Here is a 22,047-nt window from a genome sequence, read left to right on the forward strand (position 1 = left end):
TACCCGTCTGCCGGCCAGCAGCGCGGGCACCGGCAGGTAGCAGACGCCCCCGGCGCTCAATACCCGGTAGCCGCCTTCTCGATGGAGCGCGCCACTACCTCCGGGTGCGAGACCATGACCACATGGGACGCCCCGCTGACCACCTCGACGCCTTTCGCATGGGCGCGCTCTGCCATGAAGGCCATCGCCTGTGGCGGGATGTTGCGGTCCTGGTCGCCATAGACGAACCACGACGGAATCGCCGTCCAGGCAGCCGCGCCGGCCTTCTCGTTCAGCGCCGCTTCGGTGACCGGCCGCTGCGCCGCTGCCATCAGCGCCGCTTCTCCGGCGGGGACATCGGCGGCGAACTGATCGTGAAACTTGTCCTGCTGGATGTACAGGTCCTTGCCACCATCGACCAACGGCACTGGGGCGGCCAGGGTCGGGCCGAGGGTGCTGCCAGGGAACTTGCCGGCCAGCTCGGCGGCGCTCTCCCCCTTCTGCGGGGCGAACGCGGCGACATAGATCAATGCCTTGACGTTGGGCCGGTCACTGGCAGCCGCGCTGATCACGTTGCCGCCGTAGGAATGGCCCACCAGCACCACCGGTCCCTTGACGCTGCCGACGATGTTGCCGATGTAGGCGCCATCGCTGGCCACCCCGCGCAAGGGGTTGGCGGCGGCGATCACGCTGTAGCCGTCTTTTTCCAGGATACGGGTCACGCCATTCCAGCTGGAGGCATCGGCAAAGGCGCCGTGCACCAGCACCACCGTCGGTTTCATCGGCGCAGCGAAAGCGCTGCCGGCCAGCAGGCCGCTGGCGAGCGCCAGGGCGGTGAGGGTCTTCTTCATCGTGGATCTCCTTGCTGAGGGATAAATGACTTGCGAATAAAAAGCCCCGCACGGTGGCTCGGGGGAATCTCAGACCGTGCAGGGAACGCTCATGCCGAGCGGGGAAAATCACTGGACTCGCTCAGCTCGCGCCACAGGCGCAGCTCGGCCAGTCGGGCCTTGTCAGCGTTTTCGATGGCCAGTACGGCGTCGCTGCCCAGGGCCAGGCGCAACGGCGGACGATCCATCCAGGCCACGGCGAGGATCGCCTGCGCGGCACGCTGTGGGTCGCCCGGCTGGTTGCCGTCGTAGGCCCGCTGCCGGCGCGCCACGGCGCCTACCACGGCGTCGTACTCGAGACGTCCTTCTGAAAGCCTCGTAGAGGCGCCGGCAAAGTCGGTACGCAGGCCGCCGGGTTCGATGATCGTCACCCGCACGCCGACCTGCGCCATCTCGCGCGCCAGCACTTCGGAAAATCCCTCGACGCCCCATTTCGCCGCCGAATAGGGCGCACGTCCCGGCGCACCGATGCGCCCGCCCACCGACGACAGCTGGATGATGTGGCCGCTGCGCTGCCGGCGCAGCACCGGAATTGCCGCCTTGGTGACGATGATGGTGCCGAACAGGTTGGTTTCGATCTCCCGGCGGAACTCCTCCAGCGAGGTGTCTTCCACCGAGTTGATGTTGCCGAAGCCGGCGTTGTTGACCAGCACGTCGAGTCCGCCGAACTGCTCGACCATCTGCGCCATGGCGTCCTGCGCGGCACTTGGGTCGGTAACGTCCAAGGGCGCCAGGCGCAATGTCTGCGGGTAGAGCCGGGCGAGGTCCGCCAGCGCGTCCGGGTCGCGGGCGGTAGCCAGCAGGCGGTGCCCGGCCTGCAGCACCGCCTCGGCCAGCGCCCGGCCCAGTCCGCGGGAACAACCGGTGATCAGCCATCGTTGGTTCATGGGAACCTCCCCTTCTCTCAAGGTGTAACGCTCAAGGTGCAGCTCTCAGGGTGCGTAGCGGGTAAAGACCAGGTCGTGGTCCTTCACCCGCGCCTGGTGGCAGGCCAAGCAGGTCTGGTGCTGCGCCTCGTCGGCGGGCTTGCCGTCGATGAAACGGGCGAAGCCCCACCCGCCGGTGGCCGCGTACTTCTTCGAGTCCTTGACCATGAACTGCACGGTAGTCGCGGCGCCGGGAATCGACGCCGGCTCGAATTCCGGCGACTGCACGTGCTTCCAGGCGAGCTTGGCCAGCACGCTGCCGTCGGGGAACGGCAAGGTGCCGGCTCGGTAGGCCTTCATCGCGATGTCGTTACCCAGCACGGCGCGCAACTCGTTCAGTGGCGCCGCCTCCTGGGCCGGCGCGATCAGTTGCCAGTTGCGGTAGCCCTCAGGCATGCGCACCCCGTAGATCGGCGACGCGTCGCCGTCGGCCCTGACGCCCGTCGTCACGAGGAGGACGAATCCGGCCAGGACGATGCGACGCAGCGTGGTTCCGTTGCTATTCATGGCGGATCTCCGGCTCACAGATGATCGGCGTCGACCACCGCCTTGACGAAGGCGTCCGGTGCCTCCTGCGGCAGGTTGTGGCCAACGCCTCCGGTGATAAGGCGGTACTCGTACTTGCCGCTGAAGCGCTTGGCGTAGGCCTCGGCCGGCGGATGCGGGGCGCCGTTGGCGTCCCCTTCGAGGGTGATGGTCGGCACCTTGATGGCCGGGAATGCCGCCAGCTTCTTCTCCAGCTCCGCGTAACGCGGCTCGCCCTGGGCGAGGTTCAGGCGCCAGCGGTAGTTGTGGATGGAGATCGCGCCGTGGTCGGGGTTGTCCAGGGCCTGGGCGCTGCGCTCGAAGGTGGCATCGTCGAACTTCCACTGCGGCGAAGCCAGTTGCCAGATCAGCCTGGCGAACTCGTGGCGGTACTTGTCGTAGCCGGCCTTGCCGCGCTCGGTGGAGAAATAGAACTGGTACCACCACTGCAGCTCGGCAGCCGGTGGCAGCGGCGCCTTGCCCGCTTCCTGGCTGCCGATCAGGTAGCCGCTGACCGACACCAGCGCCTTCACCCGCTCCGGCCAGAGCGCCGCGACGATGTCCGCCGAGCGTGCGCCCCAGTCGTAGCCGGCCAGCACGGCACTCTTGATCTTCAGCGCGTCCATGAAGTCGATGACGTCCACCGCCAGCGCGGCCGGCTCACCATTGCGCTGGGTCGAGGCGGAGAGGAAGCGCGTTTCGCCATAGCCACGGGCATAGGGAATCAGCACGTGGTAGCCCTTGGCGGCCAGTTGCGGCGCTACTTCGGTGTAGCTGTGGATGTCGTACGGCCAGCCGTGCAGCAGGATCACCACCGGGCCATCGGCCGGGCCGGCTTCGGCGTAGGCGACATTGAGCAGGCCGGCGTCGACATGCTTGAGCGGGCCGAAAGTCGGATCTGCCGACGGCGCGTTAGCGGCCTGCGCCACCGAGCAGGAAGTGAATTGCGCGAGAGCGATAGCCAGCGCCGAGGCGCCGAGGAGCGGTTGCTTGAAGGGGTTCATCACGGGTCTCCAGGGCAGGTGTCTGGCCTGCCCGGTGGTTGCCGGCAAGCGGCGGTCGGTTGGCGGGTGACTGGTGGGCCTAGTGGCTGGTCAGGCTGCTTCGCAGCGGGCGGAACGCCTCGCGCAGCTCCTCGCTGAACAGCTGTGGCTGCTCCCAGGCGGCGAAATGGCCGCCCTTGTCCACCGCGTGGAAGTAATCCAGCGAGGGATAGGCGCGCTGCGCCCAGCTTTTCGGCGCGCGGTAGATCTCGCCGGGGAACACGGTGATGGCCACCGGCACCTTGATCCGGTCGGTCTTCTGCGCGGCGGCGCTGAAGTTGTTGTTGTTGTTTTCCCAGTAGAAGCGCGAAGAGGAAGCGCCGGTGTTGGTCAGCCAGTAGAGCGAGATGTCGTCGAGCATCTCGTCGCGGCTCAGTACCCGCTCGGGCTCGCCGCCGCTGTCGGTCCAGGCGGCGAACTTCTCGTACATCCAGGCGGCCATGCCGGCGGGCGAGTCGGCCAGGGAGTAGCCGATGGTCTGCGGGCGAGTCACCATCATCGCGCCGTAGGCAGCATTGCGGCCGAAGAAGGTGCTCAGCGCGTCGAAGGCGCGGCGCTCGTCGGCGCCCAGCCCGGCCGGCGCCGGGGCGCCTGAGTTGATCAGCCCGACCAGCTCCGGCGGCACCGTCGCCGGCATGTTCAGGTGGATGCCCAGCAGGCCGGCTGGGGACAGGCGGCCAAGGGCATCGGAAATCACCGAGCCATGGTCGCCGCCCTGGGACACATAGTGGCTGTAGCCCAGGCGCTTCATCAGCACGTCCCAGGCGCGGGCCACCCGATCCGGGCCCCAGCCGGTGGCGGTCGGCTTGCCGGAAAAGCCATGGCCGGGGATCGCCGGGATCACCACGTCGAAGGCGTCTTCCGCGCGCCCGCCATAGGCCACCGGGTCGGTCAGCGGGCCGATGGTCTTGAGGAACTCCAGCGGCGAGCCGGGCCAGCCGTGGGTGAGGATCAGCGGCATGGCGTGCGGCTCTTTCGAGCGCACGTGGATGAACTGGATGTCCACACCATCGATGCTGGTGATGAACTGCGGCAGCGCATTGAGCCTGGCTTCGGCGCGGCGCCAGTCGTAGTCCTCGCCCCAGTAGTTCACCAGCGCGCGGACCTTCTCCAGCTGGATGCCCTGCGAGGCGTCGTTGACCGTCTCGCGGTCCGGCCAGCGCGTCGCGGCGATACGCCGGCGCAGGTCGTCCAGTTGCTCCTGGGGCACCTGGATGCGAAACGGCCGCACACGCTCATCGGCCGGCGCGGTACCGCTGGCAGTGGCAGCGTACGTTTGCTGCAGCAGATGGTGCTGACCGTCGCCGAGCAGGAACAGACCCACGGCGGTGGCCATGAGCGTGCGGCTGAAGCGACGGCGAAGTTGAGGCGATAACGGGGCGGCTGGCATGGTCGATCTCCCTGGTTCACTGGCCGACGGATCGGCGACCTGCAGCGATATCACCAAAGCCCACCAGGCGCCGCGATTGCACCATGGTGTCGGTCGATACCTTGGTATCGGGCCCGGCGCGTGACGCACTTGCGGTGCCGCGGCCGACACCTAGGTATCATTGGCAGCCCCGCCAACAAGGCGCATGCTCGCCCCACGGCTAGCGCCGGGAGAGGACCGGTATGCACAACGAAGTCGTCGACAAGCTGCCCGACATGGCGTGGACCGCCAGCGCCGAAGGCCGCCTGGACAGCGTCAACCAGGCCTGGCGCCTGTATGCCGGGCGCGGCCTCGATTCCCTCGGCGAGCATGCCTGGCAGGCGCTGGTGCACCCCGAAGACCTAGCGGCGCTGCAGCGCGGTTGGTACGCCATCCGCCAGACCGGCGTCCCGCGCGATCTGCAGGCACGCCTGCGCCGCCACGATGGGGTGTACCGCCGCTTCCTTCTGCGCGCCCGACCGCTCGCCGACGACCTTGGCCAGCCTGCCGGCTGGTGCGGCCAGAACATCGATATCGAGGACCTGCTGCCCGCAGCGCCCGTGACCGTGACGCGCGAGACGCAGGACCTGATCGACAGCATTCCTGCACTGATCTCGCTGATGACGCCCGCGGGCGAGCTGGAGTGCGTCAACCGGCACAACAGCGACTACCTGGGCGCCAGCTTCGAGGAGCTGCGCCACTGGACCAGCTCCGACACCATCCACCCCGACGACCTGCCCCACGCGCTGGCCGCCTGGAAGCACTCGGTGGCCAGCGGCGATCCATACAACTTCCAGCAGCGGGTGCGCGGCGCGGACGGCATCTACCGCTGGTTCCACGTGCGCGCCCTGCCCCACCGCGACACCGAGGGGAACATCCAGCGCTGGTTCGTGCTGAAGGTGGACATCGACGAGCAGCGGCGCGACCAGGCATTGATCGCTCAGGCGCAGAAGTCGCTGGCCAGCGCGCTGGAAGAAGTGAGCGCTTCCGAAGACCGCCTGCGCACCCTGATCGACGCCGTGCCGGGCTTCGTCTGGCGCACCGATCCCGACGGCAGCGTCGAGTTCCTCAACCAGCGCTGGTTCGACTACACCGGCATGACCCCGGAAAACGCCGCCGGCGTCGGCTGGATGACCGCCCTGCACCCCGAAGACGCGCCGGCACTGGGCGTCTACTGGCAAGGCCTGCTGGAAGCCGGCAGCGCCGGCGAGTTCGAAGCGCGCCTGCGGCGCTTCGATGGCAGCTACCGCTGGTTCCTCATCCGCGCAGTGCCCCAGTTGGACGCGGCTGGCCGCGTACTGAAATGGTACGGCGGCAACACCGACATCCACGTACGCAAACAGGCCGAACTACTGCTGGCCGGCGAGAAGCGCCTGCTCGGACTGATGGCCGGTGGCTGCGCCCTGCCGCAGGTGCTGGACACCCTTTGCGAACTGGTGGAAACCAACCTCGAGGGCAGCCGCTGCGCCATCACCCTGGTAGCGCCCCGCCATGGCCGCTTGCCGGAAGCGACGCCGCGCCTGCAGGCCGGCGCCGCACCGCATCTGCCGGCTTCGATGTACGGCGGGGCGGACGGCCAGCCCGTGGAGGCTCATGGCAGTCCGCAAGCGCAAGTCGCGCTCGACAACGCCAGCGTGCAGGTCGACGACCTGCACGGTGAAACCCGCTGGCCCGACTGGCGCCAACAGGCTCGGGCTTGCGGGCTGCGAGCGCTGGCGGCAGTACCGGTGGTGTCCAACCACGGCGAGGTGAGCGGCATCCTCTCGGTGTATTTCCTCCAACCGCAGAGGGTGAGCGAAAGCCAGTGCGCGCTGATCTCGCAGTTCACCCACCTCGCCAGCATCGCCATCGACCGCGCCCGCAGCGAAGCCGCCCTGCGCCAGAGCGAAGCCTTCCTGGCCAAGGCCCAGCGCATCAGCCTCACCGGTACCTTCTCCTGGCGCGTGGACAACGACGAGATCGCCTGGTCGGAAGAAATCTACCGGCTCCTCGACCTGGAGCCGGGCCTGACGCCGAGCTTCGAGCTGATCTTCTCGCGCATCCACCCGGACGATCGCGCCACCGTGGAAGAAATGCTCAAGTGTCAGCGCCTCGACGGCTGCGACTTCGAACACGAACACCGGCTGTTGCTTCCCAGCGGGGCCGTGCGCCACGTCCACCTGGTTGCCCAGGCCACCCGCGAGAGCGACGGCGCGCTGCTGTACATCGCTACGGCGCAGGACGTCACCCAGCGCCGCCTGGCCGAGGAAACCCTGCACCGGACCCGCGCCGAACTGGCGCACGTGGCTCGTGTGGCCAGCCTGGGCGCACTGACCGCGTCCATCGCCCACGAGGTCAACCAGCCGCTGTCGGGCATCATCACCAACGCCAGCACCTGCCTGCGCATGCTGGGTGCGCAGACTCCCAACCTGGAAGGCGCTCGGGAAACCGCGCGGCGCACCATCCGCGACGGTAACCGTGCGGCGGACGTGATCAAGCGCCTGCGCGGCCTGTTCGCCCGCCACGAAGCGGTGAGCGAGCAGGTGGATCTCAACGAAGCCGCACGGGAAGTGATCGCCATGTTGCACAACGAGCTGCAGCGCCACGGCGTGACCATACTGCCCACGCTGGCAGAGGAACTGCCCGCCGTGAGCGGCGACCGTGTGCAGCTGCAGCAGGTGATCCTCAACCTCATCCTCAATGCCATCGATGCGTTGGGCGAAGTGCATGACCGCCCCCGCCAGCTGCGCATCAGCACCGGCCATGATCTGGATACGAGCATCTTCCTGGCAGTACGCGACAACGGCGCGGGCTTCGCGCCGGAGGATGCCGGCCGCCTGTTCGATGCCTTCTTCAGCACCAAGCAGTCGGGCATGGGCATCGGCCTGTGGGTCAGCCGCTCCATCATCGAGCACCATGCCGGTCGGGTCTGGGCAACCACTCACGACGGGCCGGGCTCCACCTTCATCTTCGCGCTGCCCCCGGCACTACCCAGCCACGACCAACCGACGGAGATCCGCTGATGGCTACGCCCCTGCTCGTGTCGGTGGTCGATGACGACGAATCGGTGCGCGAATCCCTGCCGGACCTGCTGCGCGAGTTCGGTTTCGAGGTGAACGCCTTCTCCTCGGCGGAAGCGTTTCTCGCCTCGGAAGCCCTGCAGACCACCCGCTGCCTGATCCTCGACGTGTCGATGCCGGGCATGAGCGGGCCACAGTTGCAGAAGGAACTGGCCCTGCGCGCCATCCACGTGCCGATCATCTTCATCACCGCCTATAGCGACGCGACCACCTGCCCGCGCCTCATCGCCCAGGGCGCGGTGGCCTGCCTGCTCAAGCCGTTCAGCGAAGCGGAACTGCTCAAGGCGCTCAGCGCCGCCCTGCCGGTCGGCTGACAGCCCGGTCGACGCCCCTCGGAGGACATGGCATGTTCAACCCCATCCCAGCCCAGCGAACGGAAGCCCTGTCGATGATCGAAGCGACACCCATCGTCTACGTGGTCGACGACGACATCTCGGTGCGCGAGTCACTGGAGTTGCTGATCCGCTCGGCCGGCTGGCGACCCAGGCTGTTCGACGCCGCCAGCGCCTTCCTCGACGAGTCGCCGAGCCTCGCGCCCAGCTGCCTGGTGCTGGACGTGAACCTGCCGGACCTCAACGGGCTCGACCTGCAGCGCAGCGTCGCCGGCGAGCGCCCGGCGATGCCGATCATCTTCATCACCGGTTATGGCGACGTACCGCTCACCGTGCGCGCGATGAAAGCCGGTGCCGTGGAGTTCCTCACCAAGCCGTTCGACAGCGACACACTGCTGAACGCCATCGCCGACGCCCTGGAACACAGCCGCGCCGCGCTCGGCCAGCAATCACGCCTGGAGGCCCTGCGCCAAGCCTACGCCCTGCTCACCGGTCGCGAGCGGGAAGTGCTGGAGATGGTGGTGGCTGGCCGCCTGAACAAGCAGGTTGCCGCCGACCTGGGCATCAGCGAGATCACCGTGAAGGCGCACCGTGGCCGGGTCATGCGCAAGATGCGGGCGCGCACGCTGCCGGACCTGGTGAACATGGCGGCATTGCTCGCCATCACGCCGCCCGAGAGCCGCTGAGTTCGACTCAGGCGCTCTCGCTCAAGGCTCGGCGCAACGCTTTCAGCTGGCGGACATCCAGCGTATCGGAACCCTCATCCAGTTGGCAGGCCTCCAGCAGCGCCAGCGCCTCGCTCTGTTGCCCCTGCTTCGCCCGCAGCCGCGCCAGGTCCAGGCTCGAACGCAACACCCAGGCACGCGCACCCTGTTCACGCGCCATCGCCAGCGATTCCTGCAGAACGCGCTCCACCATCTGGTCCCCCTCCTCGCCCAGCGCACCGATGACCTGCGCTTCGATACGCATCAACTCCGGCAACGCATAGGCATCGCCACTGCTGCGGCAATGCGCGATGCAACGCTGTGCCACATGCAGCGCGCGGCGATAGTCGCCGGCGAGGACAAGGCCCTCGGCCAGGGCGATCTCGAACGACGTGGTCAGCAATTCGTAACGCATGCCGTGCAGGCGCGTGAGGCTTTCTTCCAGCTGCCGCACGGCATCGCCGGGCTGCTCGCGGCGAATCGCGATGGCCGCACGCAACCCTGGCGTCGCGGCCTGATAAGGCGCAAAGGCGTTGGCCTCGGCGATGCGGCTGAAGGTCGCCAGGCTGCGCTCGGCCTTGTCCAGTTCGCCGGTCCAGATATGGATGCACAGCGTCCACACCAGGGCGATGCAATGGGTAGCCGGATGATTGAGCTCCGCTGCCTCGGCCTCCACCTGGTCCGCCCAGCGCCGCGACTGGTCGGCGCAACCGAGCAGCCAGAGCGTGCGCGCCAGGGCCAGCCCGGTGCGGTTGTGGTGGTCGAAGCCGTAGTGCAGCGTGCGGCTGCGCTCCGAGGGCAGGCTGTTGCGCAGGGACTTCTCCAGCTCCTCGCGCGCCCGCTCCTGGTCGCCCAGCAGGTGATGGGAAATGCCGGCGAGCGAGGCAGCCACCGCCACCGCTTCCGGTTCGCCCAGGGTGTCGCCGACCAGCACCGCGCGTTCCGCCCAGGCCAATGACGAGGCGAAGTCGCCGATGCGTTCGTAGAAGATCTGCAGGCGCCCCAGCACCCGCAACTCGGCCCAGTGGTCGCCCAGCGCCACGGCTATTTCCAGCGCACGCAGCAGGGCCTTGCCAGCTGCCTCGCTGTTGCCGCGGGTGAACATCAGCACCAGCCCGAGGGCCGCTTGCAGTTCCATTTCCGTGGGCGTGCCGAAGTAGCCCAGCTCCAGCAGTTCGGTGGCCCGCGCGCACCAGGTGCGGCACTCCACCTGCAGCGAATAGTGAAGGAACAGCGGCGCACTGGCTGCCGCCAGCGGTAGCGCCAGACCGGGGTCGCCCTGCGGGCCGAAGCTCCACTCCAGTGCGCTGCGCACGTTGCCCAGCTGGCTGGCCAGCCGGGTGCAGCCCTCGTAGATCACTTCGGGCTGGCTACCCAGCTGCTCCAGCAGCCACAGGTAATAGGCGGCGTGACGGAAGGCCAGGGCATGCGCCTCCTCATGGCCGTGGGAAGCCGCTTTTTCGCGGGCAAAGGCGCGGGTCATCTCCAGCAAACGGTAGGCCGTGGCGGCCTCGCTGCGGTCCACCGCCACGAGCCCCTTGGCCGTCAGTTCATCGAGGATGGCGGCTGCTTCCAGCGCGTCGATCCGCGCGTCGGCAACAACCTGCGCGGCCGCCTCCTGGGAGAAGGGCCCGACGAAGACCGAAAGACGGTCGAACACCAGCCGCTCGTTCCCGGACAACAGCCCGTAGCTCCAGTCCAGCATCGCGCGCAATGTCTGGTGACGCGGCTGTGCCGTGCGCCGACCGGCCCAGCCCAGGGAAAACCGCTCCCCCAGCAGCGCATGGGTCGCCTTCACCCCATGGACCGCCACCCGTACCGCTGCCAGTTCGATGGGCAAGGCCATACCACCCAGGCGCCGGCACATGTCGGCAATCAGGCCCGGGTCGCCGTCCTGCAGGTGCAGCGAGGCATTGGCGGCTTCGGCGCGCTCGACGAACAGCCGTACGGCCGGGAACTCCAGCAAGATTTCGACCGGCAAGCCCTGCGGGTCTTCGGGAAAGTCCAGCGGGCCCAGCCAATGCGCCTCTTCGTCCCGCGCGCGCAGCGGCTCGCGGCTGGTCGCAAGCAGGCCGACGCCGGGAGCGGCGTCGCGAATGCGCTCGGCCAGTGCCGACACCACGTCCACCACGTGTTCGCAGTTGTCGACGATCAGCAGCAGCTCCTGCCCTTTGAGGTGCGCCAGCAGGACCGCCAGCGGATCTTCGGCCTGCACCGGCACGCCCACCGAAGCGGCCAGCGCCGAAGCCACCAGATGCCCATCCTCGACCTGCGCCAGGTCGATGAAGCGCACGACCTGCCGGCGTTCGGCGGCCAGGCGGTGCCCCACCTCGTTGGCCAGGCTGGTCTTGCCGACACCGCCGGTGCCGACAATGGTGAACAAGCGGGGCTCGCTCAGGCGTTGCAGGATCATCTGCACATCGGCCTCGCGGCCGATCAGCTTGACCCGCGGCGGCAAGCTGCCGACGCCTTCGCCCATGCTCGCCACCGGCAGCACTGCCGGCGAGGCTTCGCTTCCATGGCTTACCGGTGCGACGAAGGCATAGCCGACACCCACCTGGGTGGCGATGTAGCGCGCGCCGTCTTCGCCGTCGCCCAAGGCGCGGCGCAGGCCGGTCATGTGGAAGCGCAGGCTGCCCTCTTCCACCACCATATCGGGCCACACGCGCTTGAGCAGCTCACGCTTGGAGAGCACACGGCCGGGCTTTTCCAGCAAGGCAAGCAGCAGGTCGAAGGCACGCCCGCCGATGTCCATCGGCTGTGCATCTCGGGTAAGCAGGCGCTTGCCGGGCACGACCCGGAACGGACCGAATTCGACCGGCGTTTTCAATGAGGAGGACGGATCGTCCGCTGCGGACTCCACGGGGCGTCTCTTCCGGCAAGGGGAGTGGGCGCGAGACTGGCCCGCAAGTCCTAGCAGGATAGGAGTTTCGAGCACGCGATCAAGCCTTTGCGTGACCTTTTATGCGGGCTGTCACGCCCAGTGGCCAGCGGCACTGGCTGATCAGCACAGGCTCAGGGTGACGGCGACATTGCCGCGCAGCGCTTTCGAGTAGGGGCAGCTCTGCTGCGCGGCGTCCACCAGCCGCTGCGCCAGCTCGGGGTCCAGGCCCGGCAAGTGGATCGCCAGGTGCGCGCGCAGGAAGAAACCGTTTTCACCGTGCATCAGCTCCACCTCGGCGTCCACCGCCGTGTCCGCCGGGAACTCCTGCTTGCGCGCATTGGCGGCGTGGCGCAGCGCGCCGATGAAACAGGCCGACCAGCCGGCGGCGAACAACTGCTCGGGGTTGCTGCCCTCCCCCGGTGCGCCGGGTGGCGTCAGCCGAACCTGCAACCGACCATCATCACTGCATGCTTCACCGTCACGACCGCCACGGGTATGGACACGGGCGGTGTAGAGAACCTTCTCGATCGACTGCATCGGTACTTCCTGGAAAACTGGATTCAGTGGGCAGCGGCGGTACGCCTGCGCCGCGCCGGTTTCTGCGCTTCACGCATCACGGGTACTTCGGCCGGTGCCTCTCGGCGGCAGGCACTCAGCTCATGCCGCGCCAGCTCCAGCAACCAGGCGCGAAAGGGAAAGGCCGGGTCGTAGCTGCAGCGCTGTCGGTCCACCTGCCGCAGGGTGGCGCGAAGCAGCTCGCCCATGTCCTGCTGACCGATACGGCCGGCCTGCGCCTGGCCCTCGAAGAAGGCGATGAGCAGCGGCAACACGGCCATGTAGAGCTGACGCAATGCTGCCTCGTCGGGCTCGCCGGAGCCGAGGATCAACGCGCCGAATTCCGCATTGCTGCGCCGCCCCGCCAGATTCATGCAGCCATCATGCTGGGTCATGGAGGCCTCCCTGATTAGCCAATGACACCCGGTTGCCAGAGTGGCAAGGCCGGTGCAATCGGGCGAGTTATCTGCTGTTAGCTCTTGTTAGCTGCTCTTCCGGCGGGGCCCGCGAAAAGCAGAAACCCGAGCGAGGCTCGGGTTTCCGGTGAATCAGATGACGGCCGATGATGCTCAGTAAGGAGAGGGCTCGGCGCTGAAGGCCTCGGCCGCCTGCACCAGCCCCTGGGCGGCCAGCATCACCAGCTCGCGACCCTTCTCCGGCGTGGCGAGGCCAGGGTCGGAGCCCATGCGGCCATCCGGATGGCGCGCGCGGAAGTCCGCTGCCTCTCGGATCGGGCCCCAGTTGGCGATGGCCGGCGAGTACTCGGCCGACTTGACGTGCTGCGGATAGGCCCACTGGGTGACGGCGATCTCCGAAGGCGTCGCATGGATGCCATGGCCTTTCGGGAACTGCCGGTTGGCCAGCTCGCCGACGCCTTCCAGGTCCCACCAGTTGCACAGTTTCAGGGCGAACCCGGCCGGGCGTCGGGCGAAGCTGGCCTGGGCGTAGAGCTCGGAGAAGGCAGCCTCGATGGAAGCGACGTTGCCGCCGTGGCCATTGAGGAAGAGGATCTTTTCGAAACCGTGGGCGGCCAGGGAATTCACCCAGTCGCAGATAGCCGCGATAAAGGTCGAGGGTCGTAGCGTGATGGTGCCGGGGAAGCCCAGGTGATGCTGCGCCATGCCGATGTTGAAAGTCGGCGCGATGAGGATGTCCGCCGACTTCTGCGCTTCGTGGGCGATGATTTCCGGGCACATCCAGTCGGTCCCCAGCAGGCCGATGGGGCCGTGCTGCTCGTTCGAACCGATGGGAATGACGATCGTCCGGCTGCGGCCAAGGAACTGCTCGATTTCGGACCAGGTGCACAGGGGTAGGAGCATGGAGACCTCGCGATTCGACGGGTTCGCCTGGGTGGGATGAGCGTGCATCGCACGTTCGGGCTGCGGGGTTCCCGGAGCGATGGCCGGGCTACCCGTGGCAGGAATGACACCACGGGCGTCGCCAGGGCGGACATTGCACCATGGTGTCTATCGGCGGCTCGGCATGAGCGAACCGGCCGCTCCCGCAGCACAAGGCAAGCCCGCTTCTACGTAGTCTGTGAATCATCCACGAGGCTTACCCTCTCCCCAGCCCTCTCCCCAGCCCTCTCCCCAGCCCTCTCCCTGAAGGGCGAGGGAGCTGTCCGTACCGGCTGACGCTGTGGTTTTCTCCTGCTCCGCACCAGTCCCCTCTCCCTTCAGGGAGAGGGTTAGGGAGAGGGGATAACGCAGGCACGGACTGACCTGAAGAAGTCAGTTGCTCCTACAGAGCCTTCGGCCTGATCGAATACAGCCCCGCCAGCAGGATCAACAACGCACCGGTGAGGGTCCAGACGGTCGGCGTCTCGCCGAAGACGATAAGGCCGATCAGCGTGGCAAAGGCCAGCAGCGAGTAGTTGAATGGCTGCAGCGTCGAGGCCTGGGCGTACTTCAACGCCTGGATCAGCAGCAGCTGGGCGATCACCCCGGAGACCGCGACGATCGACATCAGCACCGCCTCATGGGGCGTCGGAGTGACCCAGGCAGGGAGCCCCGCGGAGGTGGCCGCCACAGCGCCGACCAGCGCCATGTAGAGCGTGGTGGTGGCGAAGGAGTCGGTCTGGCTGATGCGCCGCGAGAGAATGTTGAAGAAGGCGAAGGTCAGTGCCGCCGCCAGCGGGATCAGCGCCGCAGGTTCGAACACGCCCATGCCGGGACGCAGGATCAGCAGCGTGCCGCCGAAGCCCACCGCCGCCGCCAGCCATTGCCGGCCGACCATGCGCTCGCCGAGGAACACCCGCGCCAGGCCGAGCGTCATCAGCGGAAAGACCGCATAGAGCGCGTGGGTCTCGGCCAGCCCGAGGTAACGCAGGGCCAGGCCGAAGACGGCGATCTCGCCCACACCCAGCAACGAGCGGACCACCTGCCGCCAGGGGCTGGCGCTGCGACTGGCCGCGCGCACGCCGCCCTGGGAGCGACAGACTACGAGCGCGAACAGGACGAACACCCAGTAGCGCATCATCACCAGTTCGGCCACCGGCAGGTGGCGGACCAGCACCTTGGTGATGCCGTCCTGGCAGGCAAAGATGAGCATCGACAGCAGGCACAGGGCGATGCCCAGGCGCGGGTTGTTGGCAGCGGCCAACGCGGTGGCCGTGGTCTTGCTGGTCATGGAGAAATGCTCGCGGGCGGTGGCGGCCTCGCTGCGGGCGCCTGCAGCGCTTGTGCCGGAGTGGCCGGGGCGCGGTCAAGCCATGCGGCGCTGGCAAGCACGCCGATGTCGCCCGCAAGCCGCCGACACTTCAATCCTGCGCCGCTTCCCTCTACAGTCTGGCGATCCGCTCCAGGCGACAACGGTGATCCATGGACAGGTTTCAGGAAATGACAGTGCTGCTGGCCGTGGCCGAAGCCGGCAGCTTTGCCGCTGGCGCCAGGCGGCTGGGCCTGTCGCCACCCAGCGTGACCCGCGCCATCGCCGCCCTGGAACAACGTCTGGGCACCCTGCTGCTGGCGCGCAGCACCCGCAGCGTGCGCCTGACCGAAGCCGGCCAGCGCTACGTCGAAGATTGTCGGCGTATCCTCCAGGAGCTGGAAGATGCCGAGGAGCTGGCCTCAGGCAGTGCCCTGCGGCCGCGCGGCAACCTGACGGTGACCGCCCCGGTGCTGTTTGGCGAGCTGTACCTGATCCCGCTGATCACCAGCTACCTGGACACCCACGCCGAGGTGACGGTCAACGCGCTGCTGGTGGACCGCGTGGTGAACATGCTCGATGAGGGGATCGACGTCGCCGTGCGCATCGGTCAGTTGCCCGAGGGCAGCCTGACGGCGGTGGAGGTCGGCGAAATCCGCCCGGTGGTCTGCGCCGCCCCGGCCTTCCTCGATCGCCATGGCCGACCGAAGCACCCCAACGACCTGCTCGACGCGCCGGTGGTAATGGCTGCTACCAGCGTGCTGCTCACCGACTGGCGGTTCGTCACCCCCGATGGGCCGCTGACCTTGCGCCCACCGTCACGCTTCGTGGTCAGCTCGAACAATGCAGCGATACACGCCGCGCGGCTGGGCGGGGGCTACACCCGCGTGCTGTCGTACCAGGCGGCCGAAGCCGTGGCGCGTGGCGAGCTGGAAATCGTCCTTGACGAGTTCGCCACGGAGCCACTGCCGATCCACCTGCTTTACCAGGATGGCGCACGGCTGCCGGCGAAGGTGCGCAGCTTCGTCTCGCACTGCGCGGAACGCCTGCGCGCCGACCCGGCTCTGCAAGCCTTGCAGCCGTGAGCCGCTACCGGGAAATGCAGGCGTTCGACGCCGTGGCGCGCTCCGGCAGCCTCGCCGCAGGCGCTCGACGGCTGGAGCTGTCCACCGCGACGGTGATGCGCCTGGTGGCTGCGCTGGAGTCGCGCCTGCACTGTGAGCTGCTGCTGCGCAGCCCGCGCGGAGTCGAATTGAGCACCAGCGGCGAAGCCTTCGCCGCCAGCTGCCGGCAGATTCTCCAGGGTATCGACGAGGCCGAAGGTTCGCTGGGCGGCTTGCAGGCGCACCCGGCCGGGCAGCTGGAGCTGACGCTACCGTTGCTGATGTCCGACCGCATCTTCGCGCCCATCGCCCTGGATTACCTGACCGCCTTTCCCGACATGCGTCTGCTCAGCCGGCACCGGGAGGACCTGCCACGTCTGCTGGAAGACGGCATCGACGTGGCCCTGGTGATAGGTGCCCTGCCCGACTCTTCCGGCTTCGCCCTGCCAGTGGGTACGGTGCGGCCGGTCATCTGCGCATCGCCTGACTATCTTGCGCGCCATGGCGTGCCGCAGGCGCCGGAAGACCTAAAGGCGCACCGCATCATCGTTTCCGGCAGCCAGGGTGCGATCAGCGAATGGCGCTTCCGCCACCAGGGCGCGCCGCGCTCGGTGCGCCTGGCGCCGCGTCTGGCGTGCAGCACCGCCCGCGCGGCGATCCACGCCGCCAGCCTCGGACTCGGGCTGACCCGCTGCCTGAGTCACGAGGCCTATGCCGAGTTGAGCAGCGGGCAGCTGCAGGTCGTGTTGCAGGACTATGCCGCGCCCGGCCTGCCGGTGCAGCTGATCTACCGCGAAGGCCGCCGTGCGGCGGCGCGCGTGCGCACCTTCCTCGATTTCGTGGTGCCGCGTCTGCGGGCGCATCCGGCGTTGCGCGGCTGAAGCACGCGGCGCCCAACAGCGCCCTCTCCCTTTTCTGCGCTCTGGGCGGTTCGCGAGCAAGCTCGCTCCTACAGGTCAACTCCGGTGCGTCCTTGTAGGAGCGAGCTTGCTCGCGAACAGCGCCGCTGCGGGCCCGGAGTCACCGCTGCACCCGCTGGCAGCCCTGCGCCCCATTCTTCCGCATTCTGAAACGCTGGATTGCCCACCCTGGCGATTCTGCGCAACACGCATCGAGCGCAGCATTCACCCATCAGCTCGAGCAACCCGCCACGGCCCGACTCGCGCTGCCTACCCCACTCAAGCCAACGGAGTCACCGCCATGATCAAGCTCTACCGCCACCCGCTGTCCGGACACGCCCACCGCATCGAGCTGATGCTCTCGCTGCTGCAACTGCCCACCGAGCTGATCTCGGTGGACCTCGCCAAGGGCGCGCACAAGCACCCGGACTTCCTCGCCCTGAATCCCTTCGGCCAGGTGCCGGTGATCGATGACGAAGGCGTCATCGTCGCCGACTCCAACGCCATCCTGGTCTACCTGGCGAAAAAGTACGGCAACGGTCGCTGGCTGCCGGAAGACCCGCTGGGCGCCGCCCGTGTGCAGCGCTGGCTGTCGGTGGCCGCCGGGCAAGTCGCCTTCGGTCCTGCCGCCGCACGATTGATCACGGTGTTCGGCGCCAGGTTCAACGCCGAGGAAGTCGCCACCCGCGCCCATGCCCTGTTCCAGGTGATGGAAGGCGAGCTGGCCCGGACGCCCTTCCTGGCCGGCACCGAAGCGACCATCGCCGACGTGTCCAACTACGCCTACATTTCCCATGCACCGGAGGGCAACGTCTCCCTGCAGGACTACCCCAACCTGCGCGCCTGGCTGGCCCGCGTGGAGGCCCTGCCGCACTTCGTGCCGATGCAGCGCACCGCCATCGGCCTGCAAGCCTGATGCAACCCTCGCCGCCGGGGCTGACCCGGCGGCACCTTCTGCGAGGTGGTTGTCATGTTCCAGTTGCCCAAACACCGTACCTCCCCCTGGCACGCCGGCGAGAAGGCAATCCAGGAACGTGTCGGCGTCGCCGAGCGCATGGAAGTCCATGGCCAGCGAGTCATCCGCGACCACATGCCCGACCAGCACCGCGAGTTCTACCACCAGTTGCCCTTCATCATCGCCGGTGCCGTGGATGACCAGGGCCGGCCCTGGGCGACCCTGCTCGAAGGCGCAGAAGGCTTCGTCACCTCGCCCGACCCGAAAAGCCTGCTCCTCGACAGCGTACCGGACAGACAGGACCCCGCCGCCAGCGGACTTCAAGCCGGCCACGCGATCGGCCTGCTGGGCATCGAACTGCACACCCGCCGGCGCAACCGCATGAATGGCGTCCTCAGCGAGGTCGACGGCGGCCTGCTGACGGTGGCCGTCGAGCACTCCTTCGGCAACTGCCCGCAGTACATCCAGAAACGCGATTGGAGCCGCGACGAACAGCGCTACAGCCAGCGCGCCCCCCGTGAGGACTTCAGCGCGCTGAACGACGAGCTGGCCGCCATCATCCGCAACGCCGACACCTTCTTCGTCGCCAGTTACGTGCAGCATGAAGACGGTGATCGCTCGGTAGATGTCTCCCACCGTGGCGGCCGCCCTGGCTTCGTGCGGGTCGAAGGCAACCGCCTGACCATCCCCGACTACGCGGGCAACCTGCACTTCAACACCCTGGGCAACCTGCAGGCCAACCCGCAGGCCGGGCTGCTCTTCGTCGACTTCGCCAGCGGCGATGTGCTGCAGGTTCACGGCCGCACCGAGATCCTCTTCGACAGCCCGCTGCTGACCGCCTTCGAAGGCGCCGAGCGGCTTTGGACACTGGATGTGCAACACGTTGTTCTACGCCGTGGCGCCCTGGCGCTGCGCTGGAGCTTCCGCGAATACTCGCCCACCAGCCTGATGACCGGCACCTGGGCCGAGGCCGACGCCAGGCTGCGGGAACGCGAGCAGCGCCAACAGTGGCAGGACTGGCAGATACTGCGCGTGGAACCGGAAAGCGAGGACATCCGCTCGTTCTACCTGCAAGCGCCGGCCGGCGTCGCCGTGAACTTTGCGCCGGGGCAACACCTGCCCGTGCGCCTGGCGGTCGGCGAACAGACGCTGATCCGCACCTACAGCCTTTCCAGCGCGCCGTCGGACGGCGAACTGCGCATCAGTGTGAAGGCGCAGGGCCCGGCATCCCGGCATCTGCATGAACAGATGGGTGCCGGCGATCACCTGCAGGTCCGCGCGCCCATGGGCAGCTTCACCCTGAAAAGCGACAGCGCGCGCCCAGTGGTGTTGATCGGCGCGGGCGTGGGCATCACCCCGCTGCTGTCGATGCTGCGCGAACTGGTGGCGGGCCCTGCGCGGCGCGTTCACCTGTTCCAGTCCGCGCGGACGCTGGGCCAGTTGCCGTTCCAGCGCGAGATCGCCGAGCTGCGCCAGCGTGCACCGCAACTGCAGGTCCATCGCGCGCTCAGTCGCCCCGAGGCGGGGGCCAATCCGGGTCGGGACTTCGAGCTGGTCGGGCGCCTGGACATCGAAGCGATCAAGGCTCGGCTGCCGTTCGATGATTACGACTTCTACCTGTGCGGTCCCGGCGAATTTACCCAGGCGATCTATGACGGCCTGCGTGACCTGAACATTGCCGATACGCGCATCCACGCCGAAACCTTCGGTCCGTCGACGCTCAAGCGCCGGGGCGACGGTCAGACGCCGGTGCTGGTGCAGCCGCCCGCCGCCACCGAGCCGGTGCCGGTGTACTTCGCCGGCTCCGCCAAGGAGGCGCGCTGGAAACCCGACAGTGGCACGCTGCTGGAACTGGCCGAAGCCCGCGGGCTGACGCCCGACTTCAGCTGCCGGGGCGGTTCCTGCGGCACCTGCCGGACGAAGATCGTCAGCGGCCAGGTGCACTACCCCAACCCGCCGGCGGAAATGCCCGAAGCCGGCAGCGCACTGATCTGCTGCGCCATCCCGGCGCAGGACGATGGCGGCGTGCAACCGCTGGTGCTGGACCTCTAGGGAGGCGAACCGATCATGAACGCACTGCAATCCTTCGAAAGCAGAAACCAACGCTTCTCGCGCTGGGATGAGGAGTTCGTCGAATCGACCGCGACGGTTTTCTGCGGGCCGAACGAGGCGGAAGTGGGCTTCCTGCTGCCGCAACTGCTGTCGACACCGGGCTGCCCGTCGCGCTCGCGTACCGTGGAAATCGGCACGGCGCTGGTGCGCTGGCTCAAGCGCGGCTTGTAGGCGCCACGGCAAGGCACGAGGGAGCACGACCGTAGGATGGGTGGAGCCTGCGATACCCATGCTGTTTCGCAGGCCATGATCGATGGGTATCGCTGCGCTCCACCCATCCTACGTTCACAATTCCCACCGACGCCGTCACGCGCGCGAAAGAGCCTTGATCACTCGTCGTCCCGTGCCGGAATCCACCATTCCTCGCCGCGCACCGTACGGATGTACTCCGGCCAGCGGAAGCGGTGCGGCACCTTGAAGTCCTTCGGCAGCAGCGGTGCCTGCCACTGCTCACCACCTATGCCGCCGCCGGTACGCTCGTTGAACTCGCGGGTCGCCTCGGCCAGCAGGTCGGCATCGGTGAACAACTCGATCAGCGTGCTGCCGATGGTCTTCGACGCCACGTCGATCATCGGGTCGATGGTCTCGCGGATGCCGCCCAGGGCGTTGGACACCCAGTCCGGGTAGGTGAAGCCGGCCGGCGCGCTGAGCATCGGCCGGGCCACGTAGAGGCGCACGGTCGGGCAGTGCCAGGTGTACTCGGGGTAGTCGTCGGAGGTCAGGTACTTCTGCCAGGCCGGCATCTGCAGGCGCAGTTGACGCTCGCATTCCCGGGGTTCCATGAGCGCCTCGGTGGCCGGCAGGAAGGGTTCGTCCATGGGGTCGAGGCCGAGATTCGCCTGGATTTCCCGCGCCACGGCGATGGCCTGCTCGCCCCAGCTCGGCGCGCCGATGGCGGCGAGGTTGTCGTAGCAGGCCTGGGCCAGCGCGTGGTTGGCCAGCCCGCCACGGGACTTGCAGACCCAGGTCTTCTTCCACTGGCAGCCAGTGGCCATGGCCGCGGCGGCCGCGTTGTTGTCCATCACCGTGGAGATGGTCTCGGCCTGTTCGAGGGAGTCGCAGCGCAGCAGGTACTGGATCTGCGAGAGGTGCGGCGGCAGGTTGTCGGCGGTGGCCTGCCCGGCGGTGAGGATGGCCTCGTTGAAGCTCCACAGCCCGGTGAACGGCAGGGTCGAGCGGCGCAGGCTCTCGTTCAGCGTGTAGAAGTGCACCAGCGCATCGTTCGCGCCAGGAGCACGAGCGGCCAGGTGGTTCTGCGGGATCGGGCTGTAGCGGTCGGCGGCGATCCAGTTCTGCGGGTCTTCGCAGGTGAAGCTGTAGATGTACGAGTAGGCGATGCCGCAGTGGGTGTCCCAGGTGGTGGTGTTGTTCAGCGGCAGCATGTAGGTGGGGTGGAAGCTCACGGCGGCGTCAAGGTCGTCGTAGTAGCCCTTGGCGGCGTGCACGGGCTTGGAGGCGCGCAGCTTTTCCGCCGGCTCGCCGAAGAACCTGATCGTCCCCGCAATGCCGAACTCCAGCATCGCCGCCTTGGCCGCCAGCACGCCGCCCAGGGCGCTGATGCCCAGCGCCGAATGCGGGTCGGTGTGGCCCGGCGCGTACTTCGACAGGCCCTCGCGCGGCATCGGACGGGTCGCCGCCGCCTGGCAGTTGCCGGGCACCGCGTCGTATTCGGCGTAGGTGGCCAGGATCGGCCCGTCGCCGTTGCTGAAGGTGGCGACGAAGGCGGTGGGCATGCCGCCACTGCCCTCTTCCACCGTGAAGCCTTCGCGGCGCAGCAACTCCACGTACCAGGCGCAGGACTTGTACTCGCGGAATGCCGGCTCGGCGAAATGCCAGATCACCTGGTGCCAGTCGGACAATTGCTGGCGGTGCTCGTCGATCCACTGCTGGACGTAGGCCTTGAATTTCGACATGACGGCTTCCTCATCGTTGCCTGTTGTTGTTGTCGTGTGGCCTAGTATTGGTGAAGCGGAATTTGCAACAAGCGCAGTATTTCGCCACACCATGTCTGGATAGTTTCACCAATC

Annotated in this window: 19 protein-coding genes; 8 read left to right on the forward strand and 11 right to left on the reverse strand. The window is 67.8% G+C overall.

Annotation, left to right across the window (positions count from 1 at the left end):
* Positions 1-56: 56 nt before the first annotated feature.
* The 5 genes from ACKI1H_RS22300 to ACKI1H_RS22320 all read right to left on the reverse strand — a co-directional run bounded on the left by ACKI1H_RS22300 (position 57) and on the right by ACKI1H_RS22320 (position 4,753).
* Entirely contained in the window at positions 57-830 is a 774-nt protein-coding gene (locus ACKI1H_RS22300) for an alpha/beta fold hydrolase (protein ID WP_440466356.1), read from the reverse strand.
* An 89-nt stretch (positions 831-919) separates the two neighbouring features.
* The gene (locus ACKI1H_RS22305) at positions 920-1,756 is read right to left on the reverse strand and encodes an oxidoreductase (protein ID WP_440466357.1); all 837 of its coding nucleotides are present in this window, start codon (positions 1,754-1,756) and stop codon (positions 920-922) included.
* Between the two features lie 45 nt (positions 1,757-1,801).
* Positions 1,802-2,302: a cytochrome P460 family protein gene (locus ACKI1H_RS22310; protein WP_138521016.1), complete on the reverse strand. Its 501-nt coding sequence runs from the start codon at positions 2,300-2,302 to the stop codon at positions 1,802-1,804.
* A 14-nt stretch (positions 2,303-2,316) separates the two neighbouring features.
* Entirely contained in the window at positions 2,317-3,324 is a 1,008-nt protein-coding gene (locus tag ACKI1H_RS22315; RefSeq protein WP_440466358.1) for an alpha/beta fold hydrolase, read from the reverse strand.
* A 79-nt stretch (positions 3,325-3,403) separates the two neighbouring features.
* On the reverse strand, positions 3,404-4,753 hold the full coding sequence (locus ACKI1H_RS22320) for an epoxide hydrolase family protein (RefSeq protein ID WP_440466359.1): 1,350 nt from the start codon (positions 4,751-4,753) through the stop codon (positions 3,404-3,406).
* A gap of 221 nt (positions 4,754-4,974) precedes the next feature.
* Between ACKI1H_RS22320 and ACKI1H_RS22325 the strand changes: the two genes are divergently transcribed.
* The 3 genes from ACKI1H_RS22325 to ACKI1H_RS22335 are packed head-to-tail and all read left to right on the forward strand — an operon-like array spanning position 4,975 to position 8,848.
* A complete protein-coding gene (locus tag ACKI1H_RS22325; RefSeq protein ID WP_440466360.1) occupies positions 4,975-7,773 on the forward strand; it encodes a PAS domain-containing protein in 2,799 nt (932 codons plus the stop codon).
* On the forward strand, positions 7,773-8,144 hold the full coding sequence (locus tag ACKI1H_RS22330) for a response regulator transcription factor (protein ID WP_138521019.1): 372 nt from the start codon (positions 7,773-7,775) through the stop codon (positions 8,142-8,144). The genes ACKI1H_RS22325 and ACKI1H_RS22330 overlap by 1 nt, the downstream gene beginning before the upstream one ends.
* Positions 8,145-8,176: 32 nt before the next feature.
* Positions 8,177-8,848, forward strand: a complete 672-nt coding sequence (locus ACKI1H_RS22335; RefSeq protein ID WP_440466361.1) for a response regulator transcription factor — start codon at positions 8,177-8,179, stop codon at positions 8,846-8,848.
* A gap of 7 nt (positions 8,849-8,855) precedes the next feature.
* Here the strand turns inward: ACKI1H_RS22335 and ACKI1H_RS22340 are convergent, their stop codons facing one another.
* The 5 genes from ACKI1H_RS22340 to ACKI1H_RS22360 all read right to left on the reverse strand — a co-directional run bounded on the left by ACKI1H_RS22340 (position 8,856) and on the right by ACKI1H_RS22360 (position 14,933).
* Positions 8,856-11,729: an ATP-binding protein gene (locus ACKI1H_RS22340; protein ID WP_440466362.1), complete on the reverse strand. Its 2,874-nt coding sequence runs from the start codon at positions 11,727-11,729 to the stop codon at positions 8,856-8,858.
* 141 nt (positions 11,730-11,870) lie between these two features.
* Positions 11,871-12,287, reverse strand: a complete 417-nt coding sequence (locus ACKI1H_RS22345; protein ID WP_440466363.1) for an organic hydroperoxide resistance protein — start codon at positions 12,285-12,287, stop codon at positions 11,871-11,873.
* Between the two features lie 23 nt (positions 12,288-12,310).
* The gene (locus tag ACKI1H_RS22350; protein ID WP_138521022.1) at positions 12,311-12,700 is read right to left on the reverse strand and encodes a hypothetical protein; all 390 of its coding nucleotides are present in this window, start codon (positions 12,698-12,700) and stop codon (positions 12,311-12,313) included.
* A gap of 174 nt (positions 12,701-12,874) precedes the next feature.
* Positions 12,875-13,624 (reverse strand): creatininase family protein, encoded by a 750-nt coding sequence (locus tag ACKI1H_RS22355; protein WP_440466364.1) that lies wholly within the window; start codon positions 13,622-13,624, stop codon positions 12,875-12,877.
* Between the two features lie 421 nt (positions 13,625-14,045).
* Positions 14,046-14,933 carry a DMT family transporter gene (locus ACKI1H_RS22360; RefSeq protein WP_440466365.1) on the reverse strand — a complete coding sequence of 296 codons (888 nt, stop codon included), beginning with the start codon at positions 14,931-14,933 and terminating at the stop codon, positions 14,046-14,048.
* Between the two features lie 191 nt (positions 14,934-15,124).
* Here ACKI1H_RS22360 and ACKI1H_RS22365 point away from each other — a divergent pair, with 191 nt between their 5' ends.
* The 5 genes from ACKI1H_RS22365 to ACKI1H_RS22385 all read left to right on the forward strand — a co-directional run bounded on the left by ACKI1H_RS22365 (position 15,125) and on the right by ACKI1H_RS22385 (position 20,191).
* Positions 15,125-16,036, forward strand: a complete 912-nt coding sequence (locus ACKI1H_RS22365; RefSeq protein ID WP_440466366.1) for a LysR family transcriptional regulator — start codon at positions 15,125-15,127, stop codon at positions 16,034-16,036.
* A complete protein-coding gene (locus tag ACKI1H_RS22370; RefSeq protein ID WP_177421676.1) occupies positions 16,033-16,935 on the forward strand; it encodes a LysR family transcriptional regulator in 903 nt (300 codons plus the stop codon). The genes ACKI1H_RS22365 and ACKI1H_RS22370 overlap by 4 nt, the downstream gene beginning before the upstream one ends.
* Positions 16,936-17,254: 319 nt before the next feature.
* A complete protein-coding gene (locus ACKI1H_RS22375) occupies positions 17,255-17,869 on the forward strand; it encodes a glutathione S-transferase family protein (protein ID WP_138521026.1) in 615 nt (204 codons plus the stop codon).
* A gap of 54 nt (positions 17,870-17,923) precedes the next feature.
* Entirely contained in the window at positions 17,924-19,960 is a 2,037-nt protein-coding gene (locus ACKI1H_RS22380; RefSeq protein WP_440466367.1) for a pyridoxamine 5'-phosphate oxidase family protein, read from the forward strand.
* Positions 19,961-19,975: 15 nt separating this feature from the next.
* Entirely contained in the window at positions 19,976-20,191 is a 216-nt protein-coding gene (locus ACKI1H_RS22385) for a hypothetical protein (protein WP_440466368.1), read from the forward strand.
* Between the two features lie 158 nt (positions 20,192-20,349).
* Here the strand turns inward: ACKI1H_RS22385 and ACKI1H_RS22390 are convergent, their stop codons facing one another.
* Complete coding sequence (locus tag ACKI1H_RS22390) at positions 20,350-21,933, reverse strand: amidohydrolase (protein ID WP_440466369.1); 1,584 nt, start codon at positions 21,931-21,933, stop codon at positions 20,350-20,352.
* Positions 21,934-22,047: the final 114 nt, after the last annotated feature.

The organism is Pseudomonas sp. YH-1, from assembly GCF_051990045.1.
Lineage (GTDB): Bacteria > Pseudomonadota > Gammaproteobacteria > Pseudomonadales > Pseudomonadaceae > Pseudomonas > Pseudomonas nicosulfuronedens.